15 protein-coding genes are annotated in these 17,675 nt (G+C 49.4%); 4 read left to right on the forward strand and 11 right to left on the reverse strand.

The window, feature by feature from the left end; genetic code table 11:
* Positions 1-146 precede the first annotated feature (146 nt).
* From ABDW72_RS17075 to ABDW72_RS17090, 4 genes are all read right to left on the reverse strand, one after another.
* Positions 147-899 carry a fasciclin domain-containing protein gene (locus tag ABDW72_RS17075; RefSeq protein ID WP_347159813.1) on the reverse strand — a complete coding sequence of 251 codons (753 nt, stop codon included), beginning with the start codon at positions 897-899 and terminating at the stop codon, positions 147-149.
* Positions 900-1,128: 229 nt separating this feature from the next.
* On the reverse strand, positions 1,129-1,860 hold the full coding sequence (locus tag ABDW72_RS17080; RefSeq protein WP_347159814.1) for a fasciclin domain-containing protein: 732 nt from the start codon (positions 1,858-1,860) through the stop codon (positions 1,129-1,131).
* Positions 1,861-2,014: 154 nt separating this feature from the next.
* Positions 2,015-3,136, reverse strand: a complete 1,122-nt coding sequence (locus tag ABDW72_RS17085; protein ID WP_347159815.1) for a S1C family serine protease — start codon at positions 3,134-3,136, stop codon at positions 2,015-2,017.
* Positions 3,137-3,185: 49 nt separating this feature from the next.
* Complete coding sequence (locus tag ABDW72_RS17090) at positions 3,186-3,758, reverse strand: RNA polymerase sigma factor (RefSeq protein ID WP_347159816.1); 573 nt, start codon at positions 3,756-3,758, stop codon at positions 3,186-3,188.
* A 142-nt stretch (positions 3,759-3,900) separates the two neighbouring features.
* On the opposite strand from ABDW72_RS17090, the gene ABDW72_RS17095 reads away from it, so the two are divergent.
* On the forward strand, positions 3,901-4,104 hold the full coding sequence (locus ABDW72_RS17095) for a hypothetical protein (RefSeq protein ID WP_347159817.1): 204 nt from the start codon (positions 3,901-3,903) through the stop codon (positions 4,102-4,104).
* A 175-nt stretch (positions 4,105-4,279) separates the two neighbouring features.
* Here the strand turns inward: ABDW72_RS17095 and ABDW72_RS17100 are convergent, their stop codons facing one another.
* Positions 4,280-5,473: a proline dehydrogenase family protein gene (locus ABDW72_RS17100; RefSeq protein ID WP_347159818.1), complete on the reverse strand. Its 1,194-nt coding sequence runs from the start codon at positions 5,471-5,473 to the stop codon at positions 4,280-4,282.
* A 497-nt stretch (positions 5,474-5,970) separates the two neighbouring features.
* Between ABDW72_RS17100 and aroB the strand changes: the two genes are divergently transcribed.
* Positions 5,971-7,008 (forward strand): 3-dehydroquinate synthase, encoded by a 1,038-nt coding sequence (gene aroB, locus ABDW72_RS17105; protein WP_347159819.1) that lies wholly within the window; start codon positions 5,971-5,973, stop codon positions 7,006-7,008.
* Positions 7,005-8,240, forward strand: coding sequence for a 3-phosphoshikimate 1-carboxyvinyltransferase (locus tag ABDW72_RS17110; RefSeq protein WP_347159820.1), 1,236 nt, complete (start codon positions 7,005-7,007; stop codon positions 8,238-8,240). Before aroB ends, ABDW72_RS17110 begins: the two co-directional genes overlap by 4 nt.
* 65 nt (positions 8,241-8,305) lie before the next feature.
* Here ABDW72_RS17110 and ABDW72_RS17115 read toward each other — a convergent pair whose 3' ends face one another.
* The 6 genes from ABDW72_RS17115 to ABDW72_RS17140 all read right to left on the reverse strand — a co-directional run bounded on the left by ABDW72_RS17115 (position 8,306) and on the right by ABDW72_RS17140 (position 16,398).
* Complete coding sequence (locus ABDW72_RS17115) at positions 8,306-8,533, reverse strand: hypothetical protein (RefSeq protein WP_347159821.1); 228 nt, start codon at positions 8,531-8,533, stop codon at positions 8,306-8,308.
* 257 nt (positions 8,534-8,790) lie between these two features.
* Positions 8,791-9,576 carry an ABC transporter substrate-binding protein gene (locus ABDW72_RS17120; protein ID WP_347159822.1) on the reverse strand — a complete coding sequence of 262 codons (786 nt, stop codon included), beginning with the start codon at positions 9,574-9,576 and terminating at the stop codon, positions 8,791-8,793.
* Between the two features lie 67 nt (positions 9,577-9,643).
* Entirely contained in the window at positions 9,644-10,714 is a 1,071-nt protein-coding gene (locus ABDW72_RS17125; protein ID WP_347159823.1) for a M42 family metallopeptidase, read from the reverse strand.
* Between the two features lie 100 nt (positions 10,715-10,814).
* Complete coding sequence (locus ABDW72_RS17130; protein ID WP_347159824.1) at positions 10,815-12,374, reverse strand: acyl-CoA carboxylase subunit beta; 1,560 nt, start codon at positions 12,372-12,374, stop codon at positions 10,815-10,817.
* 722 nt (positions 12,375-13,096) lie between these two features.
* Entirely contained in the window at positions 13,097-15,682 is a 2,586-nt protein-coding gene (locus tag ABDW72_RS17135; protein WP_347159825.1) for an ATP-dependent Clp protease ATP-binding subunit, read from the reverse strand.
* Positions 15,683-15,780: 98 nt separating this feature from the next.
* Positions 15,781-16,398 (reverse strand): WbqC family protein, encoded by a 618-nt coding sequence (locus ABDW72_RS17140; protein ID WP_347159826.1) that lies wholly within the window; start codon positions 16,396-16,398, stop codon positions 15,781-15,783.
* Positions 16,399-16,648: 250 nt separating this feature from the next.
* Between ABDW72_RS17140 and ABDW72_RS17145 the strand changes: the two genes are divergently transcribed.
* Positions 16,649-17,551 (forward strand): lysophospholipid acyltransferase family protein, encoded by a 903-nt coding sequence (locus tag ABDW72_RS17145; RefSeq protein WP_347159827.1) that lies wholly within the window; start codon positions 16,649-16,651, stop codon positions 17,549-17,551.
* The last annotated feature ends 124 nt before the right edge of the window (positions 17,552-17,675 follow it).

Genomic DNA, 17,675 nt, shown 5'->3' on the forward strand with positions numbered 1-17,675 from the left:
TCTTATTATACCGATTTGAAGTGCACTGAGATGTGTTAATTTAAAACAGTACCTTTCTTCAGCACCTTTAAGTATAAAGCAAGTATAAAAGTAAAGGGGCTCTTCACTGGAAGAGCCCCTTTACTTTTATACTTGTTAATGCAATGTTATTGCCTGATTATGCCACCTGGCGTGTTATTTTCTTCTGGCATAATTACCGCATTTACTACATGCAGTACGCCATTCGAAGCCTCTACGTCCGGTTTAACTATAGTAGCTCCGCCAACTGTAACAGGAGCATTAGAGCCAACTCTAGTGTTCGTGCTGATGGCGATGTAGTTGCCATCTGCTGTTTCAATACGCTGCGTTTCGTTGAACTGTGATGACATCACCTTGTTTGGTAGCACATGCGCCTGCAGGATCTTTACCAACTCTGCTTTATGCTGCGGGTCCGTCAGGTTGTCATACGTTTCTTTAGAAAGCGACTGAAAAGCTTCGTTTGTTGGCGCAAATACGGTAAATGAGGCACCGCTACGCTCCAAGCCTTTTGCCAGGCCGGAAGTTTCCATCAGCTGCACAAAAGTAGATAAGTGCGGATTCGTTTTTGCCAGCGCCAGTATATCGTATGCTTTCGTGTTGCTGATATCGTTGAACATGGTGGTATAGTTCATGTCAGACGACATATCCGTTGTAGCAGCGCTTGAGCTGCCGGCCATGTCTGTTGTGGTGTTGGTAGCAGAAATGTCCGATGTTGTTGTGGTGGTACTGTTCTGCATATCGCCACCCATTGTTTGCGTTTCGCTCATAGTAGTGCTGTCGGTGGCAGTAGCGTCCATATTTTCATTCGAACTGGCACAGCCAAACAGCATAGAGGCTGTTATCGCCATGGCAGCTATAGGAGTTATAAGATTCTTTTTCATAGTATTTGAGTTTAAGTTTTGTAAATTATTTGATCACCCCATTTAAGGGGAAGTATAAAGTATAGCTGCTTTTCACCTGGCGCTCTGGTATAAAAACAGGAAGCTGAACAGGTGGGTAGCTATAGGTTGTTAAATGCTTTGAAGCACATCTGGTGGTCTGTATAAGGAAAAATAAAACAGAAGAGCTCTTCCAAAAGGAAAAGCTCTTCTGTATACTTCTTCCACGATATTATAAACCAGAGTCTTCCTGAGCGACTTGTTGCGGCAAGATCACATTGTCAACAACATGTATGATACCGTTAGACGCTTCGATGTTTGGCTTTACAATGGTAGCACCGCCAATAGTAACAACGGTTCCGTTCATCGACACATCTACCGGAATATAGCGGTCGTCAGAAAGTGTGATGCGTTGCATGGTGTTAAACTCAGTAGAAGCCACTTTGTTAGGCAACACATGTGCTTGCAGCACCTGCATCAGCTGGGCTTTGTTGGCCGGGTCTAACAGCATTTTCAACTGGTCTTGGGGCAGCTTGGCAAAAGCCTCGTTTGTTGGAGCAAAAATCGTTACATCTCCCACACGCTGCAGATCATTTTGCAGGTCTGCCAGCTCGATGAGTTTTACAAAGGTGGAGAGGTTCGGGCTCTTCTGAGCCAAGGCCAGCACATCATACTGCTCGGTGTTATCCACATCTTCGAACATTTCGCCCACCGGAACTGTATTTTCCATCGACAGGCTTGCAATAGGCATTACGGCTACTGGTACAGAGGCTACCATGCCTACTTCTACTTCCTTGCCATTGTTAGCATCAGAAGTAGAGCCTGCCATTGTCTGTGTCTCCGACATGGAAACAGTATCGTCCATGGCGGTTGTGTTCATATTGTCGTTAGAGCTGGCACACCCTGCCAGCGTAAAGGTGGCCACTATAAAAGCGGCCATAGGTTTTAAGATTGTCTTTCTCATAGTTTTGTTCGGTTAATTTATTGATAATGTATGTATTACCATACACTATATATTTAACTCTTTTTATGAGAAAATGTTAAGCCAGGGGAGCAAAACAGAGAGGAGAAAGCGAGTCAAGTCCTCCTTATACTTATGTATAGAAGGCCTTGACTAATTAATTGTATACCTTAACCACGAATACGTAGTCTTTTAATTTTTTAAGCTGCTGCGGGCGTGAACAACCCGCTAAAGTATTACTTTTCGGGAGTATAAGCGGAGCGATAGCGGCTGTTTTAGGCAGCTCCTCCACCATCTGTAGCAGGTAGGCTGACTTGATGGCGAAAGCAGCTCCTTCCTGGCCGGCTTGTTTGCCACTGATCACCCCAATCATGTTACCTTTATCATCCAGAAGCGGACCACCGCTGTTGCCGGGATTAAGTGGTATAGAGATCTGGTATGCTGTTGTGTCGCCTTCAAAACCGGAGGTAGAGCTCAGGGAGCCTTCGCCAAACACAATATCTTCCCGCGGATACCCGAGCGTAAATACATGCTCACCCAGATCAGACTCTGCAGTTTTAAATGTATACGGCAGCTTGCTGAAGCCATTAAAATTCGGGTCCTCCACTTTCAGGATAGAAAGGTCATGGATCTGATCGCGGTATACTTCGCTTACCTTATACTTAAGGCCCTTGTTATTTTCGATGTAAATAGAGTCGCCGCCTTCCACCACATGCGAGTTGGTTACGACGTAGCCGTCCGCGCTGATGGCAAAGCCAGTGCCGCTGAATGTTGCAGCCCGCGTAGCAGCCGGTTTAGAGGCATCATTGATACCGTTGATAATGGCAGTTTGTGTTTTCTTCAGGCGTTCCACTTCGCGGCGGAGCTCTACATAACGGGCTGTTTGCTGCTGCACCGGCTTGCGTATTTGCTGCACACTCCACAAGGTGCCAAATACAGAGAGCAGCGACACACTGGCAGCTACTGCCATTGTCTGGGTATGGCGGTTGATAAACACGCGCCATTTGGCAGCCGCAGCCGGAGAGGAAGCCACAGGAACAGGTGAATCGTCCGGAAGGTTTTCCTGCTCCATGGTGCTGTGCAGGCGGTTAAGCTGCTCTTTCAGCGATTTGCGCCGGCCATACTGCTGCAAAGCCTGCAGCAACTGCTTGTGTTCGCGCACCTGCCCTGCCAAGCGTGCGTCTGTGCGGAGCAAGGCCTCAAAAGCGGCATGCTCTTCCGCGGCCATATTGCCGTTCAGGTAGCGTTCAATTTGCTCGTAAGTGCGGTATTCTAACATCGTCGTCCTCTTGTGGGTTTTGCTGAACCCTGAATGCTGGTTTGCCCTGTTATACCTCGGGCTTATAGGTGGCAAAGAATAACTTCTTCAGGCGTTGCAGGCACTTATACTTCTGGTTCTTGGCCGTATCCGTATTCACGTAGCCATACCTATCGGTAATCACCTGCATATTTTGTGTCCGGATGTAAAAATCTTCCAGTAAACTGCGGCAAGGCTCTCCCAACTGCTCTAGTGCTGCCGTCATTACCCCGAACTGCCGTTCCTGCTCTTCGTGCTCAGGCAGGTCCTCTTCCACACGCATAAAGCTCTCCGAATCATCCAGCTTACTGGCAAAGCGGCCTTTCTCAGCAAGCCGCTTCAGCCACAGCCGCCGGCAAACTGAATAGAGGTACGTTTTGATCTGGCAGCTCAGCTCCAGCGTGTTGTCTTTTATCTTCTCATAAAAAACAATCACGCTTTCCTGGTAAATGTCTTTTGCCTCGTCGTCAGTTCCGCTGTTGCTCAGAATAAAGTGAGAAATCATCGGGAAGTGAAGTTTGTACAACTGGGCCAGCGCACTGTCGTCATTATGTCGGATCCCCTCTATGATCGCTTCATCCGTATCATACAAGCTCTTCTTCATTCCATTCTGTTTTTTAATACAAAAAGCATCATTTTGTAACCCGAAAAAAACTTTTTAATTTTTTTCTGAAAGGCGGGTTACCTGGGGCAGTATTTTGTATGAAGTGAAAATCGAAACCAAAATACTTAATCACAAACACAAGATGAAAAATCTATTCAAATTCGCTTTCGTTGCTGTTGCTCTTACTGCTTTCACTGCTTGCGGTAACCAAGATGCTGCTACTGAAACTGAAGCTACTGAGACTACAGTAGAAGAAACTACTCCAGCTGATGCTACTGCTCCAGTTGAAGCTACTACTGTAGATACTGCTGCTACTACAACTGTTGACACTACTGTAGTTCAGTAATTAAAATTTGAACTTGAGTATTTACTTATAGTTCTGAAACACACAGCGGGGCTCCGTGCATTAGCGCGGAGCCCCGCTGTTTTTATGCCCCGTATGGTAACTGCTGCTGCAAGTGGATAACATACTTAAAAAAAAGCCGGCTCCACCAGGCCGGCTTTTGCTATATTACAGGTGCTTACTTAGATCGTTTGGCTCGTTTACGCCGGTCCATCTCTTTTTTTATAAGCGAGAACTCGCGGCTGCTTTGCCCGGAAACGGCCGTATTTTCGTTGGCGCGGCGCAGCAGGTAGGGCATTACTTTTTCTACCGGGCCATAGGGTACATACTTGGCCACATTATAGCCGTTGTGCGCCAGGTTGTAGGATAAATTGTCGCTCATGCCGTAGAGCTGGGCGAAGTATACGCGTTCATCGTTCGGCTCTATAAAGTTGTCGCCCATCAGCTGCATCAGCTTATAGCAGCTTGCCTCGTTGTGCGTGCCCGCACAGAAATAAATCCGGTCGAGGTGACGGATACAAAAGCGCAAGCCTTCGTCAAAGAGCTCATCAGAGGTTTCTTTGGTCGGGTTGATGGGGCTGGGGCGGCCTTCAGCGGTAGCACGTTTGCGCTCCTTTTCCATGTATGCGCCCCGTACCAGCTTGCAGCCAAGGTAATAACCTTGTTTCACCGCCTCTTCATAGTCACGTTTGATAACGTCCAGCCGGTCGTGGCGGTATAGTTGGTAAGTATTGTAAACAATGGCTGTCTCCTTGTTGTAAAGCGCCATCATTTCATACGTCAGGTTGTCGATCGTTTCCTGTATCCAGCTTTCCTCGGCATCTATAAATACCCGCACGCCCGCTTTGTGGCAGCGCTGGCAGATAGTATTTACCCGGTCGCGGCCCCGCTCAAAAGCGCCGCGCTCTGCCGCGTTCAACTCTTTTCTGGCCTGTACCTTCTCCAGTAGGTTAATATCAACTAAGCCGGTTACCTTGAATACTGAGAAAGGAATCCGTTTATCGCCGCGGGCCTTTTCCACGGTAAGCAACAGCTCGCGCAGCGTGGCGTCAAAGCTTTTTTCATCACCTTCACCCTCTACCGAATAATCCAGTATGGTGCCGATATGGTATTTGGCCAGCTCCTGTATAGCATGCTCCGACTCCTGAATAGTTTCGCCGCCGCAAAAATGGTTGAAGATGGTCGGCTTGATCATAAACTTAACAGGCAGGTGTAGGTTAATCGCCGCGTTCAGCAGGCCTCCACCTATTTTTACAAATGTGTTGCTGTTCATCGACTGAAACAGCAGGTACATTTTGTAAAGCTCCGCATCGGATTTAGAAGAAAATGCGACAGCAGTATTATCAAAAGAAACGTTGGTAACCGGGTTCATGTAGGGTTAAATTAGTGGTGCAAAGATAGCTGATCGGCTACAGTTCACAACCACTTTACAAGATAGTTGTACGGCTAGTCAGTACTATTTTCAGTTATACGAATAGCACGAATCAGGCCGGTTTTCCCGTATGGCGGTACAGCTTTAGGCGTGTTGGCGTTCGTAGGAGCGGGCGCGGCACCTGTTAATACCAGCCTTGTGAAAAGTGGGCCGATGCTGCGAGTAAAAGAGCTGCTGTGGAAGTATATTCGCCGTATGCAGTGCCAGCGCACCTGTTGTGCGTACAATTTAACGCATGCAGTTTCGCAAAAAGCCTTAATTTAGGGTTTGGTAGGTTCAAAACAGCTTTTCGGCTAACATGTGCTGGAGCAGGTAACCGTAAAGCATGCAGGGGTATGCCAAATCAATACCTTGCTCCTTGGTTAATTTACTTGTAATTGGAGAATGAATAACGGGGCAGGAGCATCGTATAACGGATTTGTTTTAGCAATATTTATATGACCGAAACCATACATATAGGGCGTAACGCCTTGCAGGAACTGCTGGAGCTGCTGCGCAACAGGGCCTTTAGCAGGGTGGTGGTGCTGGCAGACGATAATACACTTCTGCATTGCTATCCGCTGTTAAAACCATATTTGCCCGAGCACGACCTTATACAAATCAGGAGCGGGGAAGAGTATAAAACGCTGCAGACCTGCGAATACATCTGGGAGCGCATGACGGAACTGCACCTGGACCGCTGGGCAGTGCTTGTAAACTTGGGCGGCGGCGTGATCGGCGACATGGGCGGGTTCTGTGCGGCGGTGTTTAAGCGCGGTTTATACTTTGTGCAGGTGCCTACCACCTTGCTGGCGCAGGTAGATGCCAGTGTGGGCGGCAAAACCGGCATCGACTTTCATGGCCTTAAAAACCACATTGGCGTGTACAAAGAGCCGCAGGCGGTATTCATTAATCCTGCTTTCCTGCAAACGCTGCCGCAGCGGCAGATAAAGTCAGGCTATGCCGAAATTATTAAGCACTGGCTGATCGCTGATGCGGCGGCTTTTCAGGAGCAGCGGCAAATTGGCCTTTTCACCGAAGACTGGGAGGAACTGATCCGGCAGTCGGTAGCCATAAAAGAGCAAGTTGTGGAGGCAGACCCGCTGGAGGGCGGATACCGGAAGGTGCTGAACTTTGGCCATACCGTGGGACATGCCGTTGAAACTTACCTGATGGGCCAGGGAGGCCGCGAACTGCTGCACGGCGAAGCTGTTGCCGTAGGAATGTTTTGCGAGTCATGGCTATCCGTAAAGCACGAGCTGCTGTCGGAGAAAGAGCTGGACAAGATCGAGACTTTCCTGCTGTCGGTGTATGAGAAAGTATCGCTAACGGATGCGGATATTAAAAGCATCGCCCAGCTGGCGCTGCAGGACAAAAAGAATACCCACTCCACGATTAATTGTACTTTATTAAACGGCATCGGAAATGCTGTTTATGACCAACCTGTAACTCCGCAGGAAATCCAGGAATCACTACGCTATTATATCTTACTATGAGTCAAAGTCTTACGCTGCGTCACCCCAGTGGTATTCTGAAAGGAAGTATAAAATTGCCGGCATCCAAAAGCGAGGCCAACCGCGCCCTGATCATTGCCGCCCTGGCAGGACAGGAGTCGGCGCTGCACAACCTGTCGGAAGCAAATGATACGCAACTGCTGCAGCGCCTGCTAAAGAGCGACAACGAAACAATTAACGCTGAAGACGCCGGCACTGTGATGCGCTTCCTGACGGCCTACTATGCTGTTACAGGCCAGCAAAAGACACTGACGGGCACAGAACGCATGTGCCAGCGTCCGCTGAAAGTGCTGGTGGAGGCGCTCCGGGAACTGGGAGCAAGTATAGAGTATCTTGGAGAAGAAGGGTTTCCGCCGCTCAAGATGAAAGGCTTTCAGGGCAATGGTACCAGCCAACTGCGCGTGCGTAGCGATATCAGCAGCCAGTATATCTCCGCGTTGCTGATGGTAGGACCCTTGCTGCCGCAGGGGCTCAGACTGGAGTTAGAAGGCAAGATCGGTTCCCGGCCCTACATTGAAATGACGCTTTCGCTGATGAAGCATTTTGGCGTGGAGGCTACGTTTGAGGGCAACAGCATTACCGTACCGCATCAGGCCTACAAAGCTGCCGAGTTTAGCGTAGAGTCGGACTGGTCAGCTGCCAGTTACTGGTATAGCCTGGTGGCCTTGGCCCGTGAGGCAGACATAACTTTGCTGGGACTCAAAGAGCAGTCTTTTCAGGGCGACAGAGCGATTGTGGAGATCATGGACCGGCTGGGCGTTTATACTTCGTTTACAGTAGAAGGCGTGCATCTCACTAAAAAGCACCACGAAAAGTACCTGGCGTATGATTTCTCGGACTGCCCGGATTTAGCACAGACCATTGTGGCACTGTGTGCAGCGCTTGGCGTAACGCTGGAAATGACCGGTCTTGAAAGCCTCCGCATCAAAGAGACAGACCGCATTCAGGCGCTTCAGATTGAGGTGCTAAGTATGGGCGCCTCGTTGGAAGAAATTACGCCGGGCGTTTTCCGGATGGAGCCGGCCCTGCTCACCCGAAAGGAATTGTCTTTCCGCACGTACCAGGATCACCGCATGGCCATGGCCTTTGCACCAATAGCACTGCTGGAGCCGGTACAAATGCAGGAACCTAGTGTCGTGCGAAAATCTTACCCAAGGTTCTGGGAAGATCTGGAGAAAGTAGGTTTTGAGGTGGTAATAAATGAGGAAGGTTAAGATTTTAAAGTTGCCAGTATTTTGTAAGTGTTGAGGAACTCAGGTTATACCTGCTAGCAATTGCTTTATACCTTTAGCAGGCAAGCTATACTTGTTAGCTGCCGTTCTTCCTCAGTTTTATACTTGTCCTGTTTCATGTTTTTGGTGCGCTCTAAGCCCGCGAGGGCACGTCCTGGGGGTGCAGGGGCCCCCGAAAAGGGCATCGCGCGGTGGCGTGAACCTGCGCTTGCGCGCTGCCCTACGGGCACCGGAACCCGCCAAGGCGCTCCACCCAAGGACTGTAAGCTTTCCAATAGCTGCTGTTTATACTGTAGCTCAAGTATAGATTCTCTTTTATGAAGTATAACTCAATGCTTTATTCTTTCTCTTCCACTTCTTCCTTTTTCCATTTGTCATCCTGCAAGGATCTTGGTAGAAGGGAGCTGGAGCCTAAGCTATAGTACAAGAGCTCCCTTTTACTGGCGCGAATCTCTAGATTAGTGACTTGAACTGAAGGGTGAATTCTCTTCACTGGCCCAAGGGACAAAACTTTAACAGGAGCAAGCTTTATCTATTGTCTTACTTCCTGTACCACTTGCTGCAAGTATGCCGGTGCTTGCAGCAGCCTGCTGCCGTACCAGCTGAAGAGTTCGCCATCTACGACTTTTATAACCGCATGCGGGCATAGCTTACGGAACTCGGCTATATGTTTCTCCTGGAACGGGTATGGCTCCGATGAGAGTAGTATAAGCTGCGGGTTTGCCTCCTGCAGTTGCTCCGGAGTGATTTCCGGGTAACGGGATAGAGAGGCGAAAACATTGGCAAAGCCGCAGCGCTGCAGCATATGGTGAATGATGTTGTGGCTGCCAACGGCCATGTAAGGTTTGCGCCAGATGAAATAAGCAGTGCTTATACTTGGTTGAGCTGGTTGCAATTGCTGGAACTCAAAACATACCTGCTGCGCTATTGCTGCTGCTCTGGCATTCGTGCCAGTGAGCTGCCCCAGTTGCTCTATCATTACCAGGGCATCCTCTAAGGTAGCAATATCGCTCATCCAGACAGGATACTTCGCCTGCAGCGTTTCAATGCCTTCTTTGTAGTTTTCTTCCTTGTTCCCGATTATCAGATCGGGCTGTAGCGCATTGATTTTGTCAAAGTGGAAGTTCTTGGTGCCGCCAATCACAACTTTCTGCTTTGTGGCTTCCTCCGGATGAATGCAAAACTTGGTGACGCCCACAATCCGGTCAGCCAGGCCCAAGTCAAACAGCAGTTCCGTTTGGGAGGGCACCAACGAGACGATGCGCTGTGGTAAGTATGGCATCACAACCGGAAAGCCCATCTGATCGGTAAACGTCATTGGCAAAAAAGTTAAAACCCGGCAGGTTTTACAGCTTGCCGGGTTTGTTGTAAAGTATTAGTTCTGCTTAGCTCAAGTAGCGGAAATCCTGCTGATCCTTGATCTTCAGCACCGTTTCATAAATCATTTTGATGACATTGTCTACGTCGTCTTTGTGCACAGTCTCTACGGTAGTATGCATGTATTTCAAGGGCAAGGAGATCAGGGCAGAAGCTACACCTGCGTTGGAATAGGCAAAAGCATCGGTGTCGGTGCCGGTAGCCCGCGAAACGGCAGACCGCTGGAACGGAATCTCCTTTTCCTGCGCAGTGGTGATAATCAGATCGCGCACATTGTTCTGTACCGCAGGCCCATAGGCAATAACAGGACCTTTGCCGCAGTGAATATCGCCACTGTTCTTCTTGTCATACATCGGCGACTGCGTGTCGTGCGTCACATCGGTAATGATGGCCACGTTCGGGTTAATGCGGTGCGCAATCATCTCGGCGCCGCGCAGGCCAATTTCTTCCTGCACCGCATTTACAATGTACAGGCCGAAAGGCAGCGTGTTGTTATTCTCCTTCAGCAGACGCGCCACTTCGGCAACCATAAAGCCACCGATGCGGTTGTCGAGGGCGCGGCCTACATAATAGCGGTCGTTCAGCACCATGAACTCGTCTTCGAAAGTAGCTACGCAGCCCACGTGTATGCCCATGGCCTCCACCTCCTCGCGGTTCGTGGCGCCGCAGTCCAGGAACACTGTATCCAAGGTTGGCGCTTTGTCATTCTCAGTTTTGCGCACGTGAATGGCCGGCCAGCCGAACACAGCCTTTACCACGCCTTTGGCAGTATAAATGTTTACGCGCTTGGAAGGCGCGATCAGGGCATCAGAGCCACCGTTGCGCTTCAGGTAAATGTAGCCTTCCGGGGTGATGTAGTTTACAAACCAGGAGATCTCGTCGGCATGCGCCTCGATCACTACTTTGTACTCGGCTTTGGGGTTGATAACACCTACTACTGTGCCGTAGGTATCTACGAAGTATTCCTCTATATATGGCCTTATGTACTCCAGCCATAGTTTTTGGCCCTCTACCTCAAAGCCCGTAGGAGAGGAGTTGTTGAGGTACTTTTTTAAAAAATCAAAAGACTCTTGTCGCATGTGTTCAGGTGTAGTTAGTTGTTTGCTGTAGGGGTTTGAAGCGCAGGTGCTATGGCAGAAATTCCAGCGTACCTGCGCTTCAAGTATAGTTTATGTATGTTTAGAGCGGAATGTTTCCATGCTTTTTGCGGGGCAGCTTCACCGCCTTATTCTCCAGCATTTTAAACGCTTTAATCAGTTTAGCCCGCGTTTCAGAAGGGAGGATCACCTCGTCGATAAAGCCCCGGTGGGCAGCACGGTAGGGGGTAGCAAACTTCTCTTTATACTCCTGCACTTTCTCCGCCAGTTTGGCTTCCGGATCTTCGGCAGCGGCTATTTCACGTTTAAAGATGATCTCAGCGGCTCCCTGCGCACCCATCACAGCAATCTCGGCAGTAGGCCAGGCAAAGTTCATGTCAGCGCCAATATGCTTGGAGTTCATCACATCGTAAGCACCGCCATACGCCTTGCGGGTAATAACAGTGATGCGCGGAACAGTGGCTTCGCAGAAGGCATAAAGCAGCTTGGCGCCGTTCGTAATAATGCCGCGCCACTCCTGGTCGGTGCCCGGCAAAAAGCCCGGTACGTCCTCAAGCACCAGCAGCGGCACGTTAAAGCTATCACAAAAACGCACGAAACGGGCAGCTTTAGTGCTGGCGTTAATATCGAGTACGCCGGCCAACACAGCTGGTTGGTTTCCCACAATGCCAATGCTTCGGCCACCTAACCGAGCAAAACCCACCACGATGTTATCGCCAAAATTCTTGTGTACCTCAAAAAAAGTATCTGCATCGATGATGCCTTCAATCACCTCGCGGATATCGTAGGGCTGGTTTGGATTTTCCGGAATAATGGTATCCAGCACCTCCCGGGTTTCGTCTTCAGCAGCTTCGTAAGGCACTGATGGCGGCAGTTCTTCGCAGTTTTGCGGGATGTAGCTGAGCAGCGTCTTGATATAAGTGATGCACTCCATCTCGTTTGCGCAGGAAAAGTGCGTCACACCACTTTTGCTGCTGTGTGTGCTGGCGCCCCCCAGTTCCTCAGAGGTTACCTCTTCGTGCGTCACCGTTTTGACCACATTTGGGCCGGTTACGAACATGTAGGAGGTGTCCTGCACCATCATAATAAAGTCGGTAATGGCCGGCGAGTAAACGGCACCGCCGGCGCAAGGGCCCATGATAGCCGAGATCTGCGGAATAACGCCGGAGGCCAAAGTATTGCGGTAGAAGATGTCGGCATAGCCGCCCAGCGATACCACGCCCTCCTGAATGCGAGCGCCACCTGAGTCGTTGAGACCAATAACGGGCGCGCCGTTATCCATGGCCAGTTCCATGATCTTGACGATCTTTTCGGCATGTGTTTCGGAAAGAGAGCCGCCAAGTACGGTAAAATCCTGAGAAAAAACATATACCAGGCGCCCGTTGATGGTGCCGTAACCCGTTACCACGCCATCTCCCAGGTAATACTGCTTGTCTAATCCGAAATCTTTGGAGCGGTGCATCACAAACTTGCCAATCTCTTCAAAGGAGCCCTGGTCGAGCAACAGGTCCAGGCGTTCCCGTGCCGTCAGCTTTCCTTTTTTGTGTTGTGCTTCAATTCTGTCCTGCCCGCCACCCAGTAGTGCTTCGGCGTTCTTGCGTTCAAGTGTCTGTAGTTGGCCCTGCCTGATGTCTTCTGCCATTAGAGGAGTATATATGCGAATATTATTAAATTATCAATTTTTCAAATTTAAAAACTCTGATCCTAAATACGCTATGATTGGATATTTTTTTGAATGCAGGAGAATACTTTTGAAGATTCAGCTCTCCTTTGCGTGTAAAGAGGGTGCGCTATAGCTGCTTTGGAATGAAGTATAAATGTTATAGTTCTGAATCCAACCACCCCGGCCCCTCAGAGCTGCGCTCGCAAGCTTCGAACTCACGTTCTCGCTTGTTTAAAGAGGGGAGTCTATTGTAGATGGGAGAGAAGCAGAAGTGTTATAGTATAAGTTTCGCGCCAGTGTACTTATATACTTGAGCACAAGTATAAGCTGCAGCTATGAGAAAGCTTCCAGTCTTTGGGTGGAGCGCCTTGGCGGGTTCCGGTGCCTGCAAGGCAGCGCGCCAGCGCAGGTTCACGCCACCGCGCGATGCCCTTTTCGGGGGGCCCTGCACCCCCAGGACGTGCCCTCGCGGGCTTAGAGCGCACCAAAGCCAAAGATAAAACAGGACAAGTATAAACTGCGCATCAAACAGCTGCTAGCAAGTATAGCCTGCCTGCTAAAGTATAAACTACGGCTAACAAGTATAGCCAGCAACTATAACAGTGAAGTACAACGAAGTAGTAGTAGTTAACAAGTGTGGCTGCTACAAAACAAAAAGGGCTGCCATACCTGGCAGCCCTTTTATCTATACTTACAGTATACTACTCTTTTGTTTTATCAGACTTCGTCGGCTCCGTTTCCTCTGTTTCATCAGAAGCTCCTTTGGTTTTCTTACCATTGCTCTTCTTCGACTGGAACGTCAGCTTTTCTTCGCCTTCGGTATAGTCCACCTGGATGGTGTCACCCTGGTTTACTTCTGCTTTCAGGATTTCCTCAGCAATAGGATCTTCGATGTACTTCTGGATCGCACGGTTCAGCGGACGGGCACCATACTTCGGATCATACCCTTTTTCAGCTACAAAGTCTTTTGCTTTGTCGGTGAGCTCGATCGTATAGCCCAACGTCTCCACGCGCTTAAACAGCTTGTCCAGCGAAAGTTCGATGATCTTGTGCATGTCCTCACGGTTCAGTGAGTTAAACACAATTACGTCGTCCAAACGGTTCAGGAACTCAGGCGAGAACGTCTTCTTCAACGCGCTGGCAATGGTGCCTTTCATGATGTCGTCCACGTTCTCCTGCTTGGTCTTCGACATGAAGCCGATACCGGCACCAAAGTCCTGCAGGTCGCGGGCACCGATGTTCGAGGTCATGATGATGATCGTGTTACGAAAATCCACCTTACGGCCCAGGCCGTCTGTCAGGATACCATCATCCAGCACTTGGAGCAGCAGGTTGTACACGTCCGGGTGCGCTTTCTCGATCTCATCCAGCAGCACCACAGAGTAGGGCTTGCGACGGATCTTCTCGGTCAACTGGCCACCTTCTTCGTAGCCCACATATCCCGGAGGCGCTCCCACTAAGCGCGATACACTGAATTTCTCCATGTACTCACTCATGTCGATTCGCACCAAAGAATCCTCTTTGTCGAACAGGTAAGTAGAAAGCACTTTAGCAAGCTCTGTTTTACCTACACCCGTAGGGCCAAGGAACACGAATGAACCAATTGGCTTTTTCGGATCTTTCAGACCTACACGCGTACGCTGGATGGCTTTCACCAACTGGCCAATAGCTTTGTCCTGGCCAATTACTTTGCCCTTCAGCTCTTCGCCCATGTTCAGAAGTTTTACACCTTCTTTCTGAGCGATACGCTTCACCGGAATACCTGTCATCATGGCAATAACTTCTGCCACATTTTCTTCTTTTACGGTATAGCGCTTCTTCTTTGTCTCCTCTTCCCAGTTCTTTTTAGCTTGTTCGAGCTGGTCGATGAGTTTTTTCTCCTTGTCGCGCAGTTGGGCAGCCTCTTCATACTTCTGGCTCTTCACCACGCGGTTTTTCTCGCCTTTGATGTTCTCAATCTGCTCTTCAAGCTTCAGGATATCATCCGGCACAATGATGTTGTTGATGTGCACGCGCGCACCAGCCTCATCCATAATATCGATCGCTTTGTCTGGCAGGAAGCGGTCACTCATGTAGCGGTCACTCAGCTTCACACAGGCCTCAATAGCCTTATCGGTATAGTTTACGTGGTGGTGGTCCTGGTACTTGTCCTTGATGTTGTTCAGGATCTCGATGGTCTCATCCGCTGTGGTTGGGTCTACCATCACAATCTGGAAACGACGGGCCAGGGCACCATCTTTCTCGATGTACTGGCGGTACTCATCCAGCGTAGTAGCGCCGATGCATTGGATCTCGCCACGGGCAAGCGCCGGCTTAAACATATTTGAAGCATCCAAAGAGCCGGAAGCGCCACCGGCACCCACAATCGTATGCAATTCGTCGATGAACAAGATCACGTCCGGAGATTTCTCCAACTCGTTCATCACCGCTTTCATACGCTCCTCAAACTGGCCACGGTACTTGGTGCCAGCCACTAAAGAGGCTAAGTCCAGGGTTACCACGCGCTTGTTAAACAGCACACGGCTTACTTTTTTCTGCACAATGCGCAGAGCAAGGCCTTCGGCAATAGCTGTTTTACCAACGCCCGGCTCACCAATTAAGATGGGGTTGTTTTTCTTGCGGCGGCTCAGTACCTGGGCCACACGTTCGATTTCTTTTTCACGACCTACAATCGGGTCCAGTTTGTCTTCTTCGGCAAGCTTTGTCAGGTCGCGGCCAAAGTTATCGAGCACTGGTGTGCGCGACTTTTCGCCGGCTTTTTTGCTGGCGCTGCTGCCGGAACGGGACGAACTGCCGAATAATTTATCAGAATCATCAGAGTCATCTGTGTCTGACGATGCTAACGGATTATTGCTATGATAATCCAGGGAGTCTCTTATGGCTTCGTAGTTCACGTTGAATTTCGCTAAGATTTGTGAAGAAATATTGTCTTCATCCCGCAGGATGGATAATAAGAGGTGCTCTGTGCCGATGATGTCGCTCTTGAAGATTTTGGCCTCCAGGTACGTGATCTTCAGCACCTTCTCCGTTTGTTTGGTTAGCGGGATACTGCCGGTGATGTTGCTGCTTTGCGTTGCTGTATTTCGTGTAGCCTGCTCTAAAGCGTACTTTAACTCATCTATCGAAACGCCAAGCTTCTTAAGCAGGGCTATGGCTGTACCTTCTCCTTCCCGAATCATGCCCAGCACCAGATGCTCTGTACCGATGTAGTCATGTCCAAGTCGAATAGCTTCCTCACGGCTGAGCGAGATAACCTCTTTCACTCGGTTTGAGAATTTAGCTTCCATGTATACTCTATCTATCTAAAAATCTAAAGGTGGTAATTGGCTGAGGCTTACAGAATTTGCCTACTATCTAAACAAGTGGGCGAACATAAATGTTCAGCTTATCGGCTGCCTTCTTGCAGGTATGATACAGACGCTGGCCCTTGTGTAAATAACAAGTCAATTATACTAAGCTCTGATGCAAATTGTTTGCCAAACACTTGCGTATATGGCTTTACGTGCAAATTGTCAGGATAGATTTTAGGATGTATCCTATTTCGTAGATCCAGCACGTTTTCAGGAGCTTCTGCCTGGTACTCTTCTGTTAGTGTCAGTGGCCTGTTCAGTTTTAGTAATTTAGCATAAAGCCGCAATAAATCCATGTTCAGGTCAAATAAAAATTTTGGCTGCCGCTCATATACTTCCCGCAGGTAGTCACTGTAAAATTCAAAATAAGGCGCCCGCCCGTAAGCTGCCTGAATCGTTCGCCAATGTACGTTGTACCATTTCTGACTGTAATCGATCTCTATCTCTGAGATACGCGTTTTGTCTTTGCTGCCGCCGCGCAGCACCGGCACGCTCAGCGGCTGCACCCCTTGTGCTGTCAGCACGTGGCAGCGGTTGCGGTAGCTTTGTTTTATATAATTTTCGTGCGCCTCTACCTGTATACCTTCTGAGCGAATAGCATGCCAGAAGTATTGAATCGGCGGGTGGTAGAACGTTTCAGTGAGAAGAAGCAATTGAGTCTGGAAGTTAGAAAGTAAGTTAAAATTTAGAAAGTTTGTGGATTAAAGCCTTTGGGAGTGATGCGCTTGAAAACAAGTATAAAAGCCTCTGCAAGTATAAACTCGATTGGTAAGTTTAAAACCAAGTATAGCACCTTTGAGCGTGTTACCTGATATGAGCCTTATACTGCACGAAAGGCCAAAAGTAGCACAAGTTCTCTGATTTTATAATACGGGCGTTGGTTGTACCTTTGCTGCCGCTCCGATGAAGAACCGCATCTCCATACCACCGCTATATTATCCGCTCTGGCTGCTGCTGAAGGGCCTGGCGCTGTTGCCGCTGCCCGTGCTCTACGGCCTGGCCGATGTGCTCTACGGCTTGCTTTATTACATAACCGGCTACCGCCGTAAAGTAGTAGCGCAAAACCTGCAGCTGGCTTTTCCGGAAAAGAGCGAGGCAGAGCAGCAGAATATAGCCAAAGCGTTTTACAAGCAGTTTGCCGATGTGATTGTGGAAATCCTGCACCTGGCAGCTATGAGCCGCAACGAGATGCTACGCCGCCTGATATTTACAAACCCGAAGGTAGCGGCAGATTACGTAGCAACTGGTACACCGGTGATCATACTTGGGTCGCATGTAGGCAACTGGGAGTGGTGCCTGTCTGCAGCGGCTGTTAACTTTAACTTTCCGGCAGAAGGCGTGTACAAGCCGCTGAACAATCCGTTCTTCGAGGCTTTTATGCTGCACACGCGCAGCCGGCTCGGCGGCAGGCTCATCAAAATGAAAGATACGTTGCGTGATTTTGTGGCCAAACGGCGGCTGCCGCGCATGGTGGCCCTGCTCTCCGACCAAACGCCCCTCAAACACGATATTACTTTCTGGACGGAGTTTATGCACCAGGAAACTCCTTTTTATACAGGTGCCGAAAAGCTCTCGAACAGGTTTGGCTACCCGGTGCTGTATATGGATGTCCGTCGCACCCGCCGTGGCCATTATACCCTCACCTTCGTGCAACTGGCTGATGGCAGGCAGCAGGAGGAGAACCCCGAGGCGTACCCCATCACAGAGGCTTTTGCAAGGGCACTGGAAAATACCCTGCACCGCGCCCCCGCCGACTACCTCTGGACTCACCGCCGCTGGAAACACAGCCGCGAAGCGGCAAGTTAGAAAGTTAAAGAGTTAAGAAGTTAAAAGGTTGAGAAGTTGTAAAATTGATCAACTGGAGTCCTGTATTTAGACGTTGTCAAGCAGAACTAACTTTGTGCAATAGCAATTTACGTTCAGGCTGTTC

Origin of the sequence: Pontibacter chitinilyticus (assembly GCF_039748935.1) — a bacterium.
Taxonomy (GTDB): Bacteria; Bacteroidota; Bacteroidia; order Cytophagales; family Hymenobacteraceae; genus Pontibacter; species Pontibacter chitinilyticus.

Coding starts and splice junctions, on each gene's coding strand:
- ABDW72_RS17075 (WP_347159813.1), bottom strand. CDS start 899: ATGAAAAAGAATCTTATAACTCCTATAGCTGCCATGGCGATAACAGCC.
- ABDW72_RS17080 (WP_347159814.1), bottom strand. CDS start 1,860: ATGAGAAAGACAATCTTAAAACCTATGGCCGCTTTTATAGTGGCCACC.
- ABDW72_RS17085 (WP_347159815.1), bottom strand. CDS start 3,136: ATGTTAGAATACCGCACTTACGAGCAAATTGAACGCTACCTGAACGGC.
- ABDW72_RS17090 (WP_347159816.1), bottom strand. CDS start 3,758: ATGAAGAAGAGCTTGTATGATACGGATGAAGCGATCATAGAGGGGATC.
- ABDW72_RS17095 (WP_347159817.1), top strand. CDS start 3,901: ATGAAAAATCTATTCAAATTCGCTTTCGTTGCTGTTGCTCTTACTGCT.
- ABDW72_RS17100 (WP_347159818.1), bottom strand. CDS start 5,473: ATGAACCCGGTTACCAACGTTTCTTTTGATAATACTGCTGTCGCATTT.
- aroB (WP_347159819.1), top strand. CDS start 5,971: ATGACCGAAACCATACATATAGGGCGTAACGCCTTGCAGGAACTGCTG.
- ABDW72_RS17110 (WP_347159820.1), top strand. CDS start 7,005: ATGAGTCAAAGTCTTACGCTGCGTCACCCCAGTGGTATTCTGAAAGGA.
- ABDW72_RS17120 (WP_347159822.1), bottom strand. CDS start 9,576: ATGACGTTTACCGATCAGATGGGCTTTCCGGTTGTGATGCCATACTTA.
- ABDW72_RS17125 (WP_347159823.1), bottom strand. CDS start 10,714: ATGCGACAAGAGTCTTTTGATTTTTTAAAAAAGTACCTCAACAACTCC.
- ABDW72_RS17130 (WP_347159824.1), bottom strand. CDS start 12,374: ATGGCAGAAGACATCAGGCAGGGCCAACTACAGACACTTGAACGCAAG.
- ABDW72_RS17135 (WP_347159825.1), bottom strand. CDS start 15,682: ATGGAAGCTAAATTCTCAAACCGAGTGAAAGAGGTTATCTCGCTCAGC.
- ABDW72_RS17145 (WP_347159827.1), top strand. CDS start 16,649: ATGAAGAACCGCATCTCCATACCACCGCTATATTATCCGCTCTGGCTG.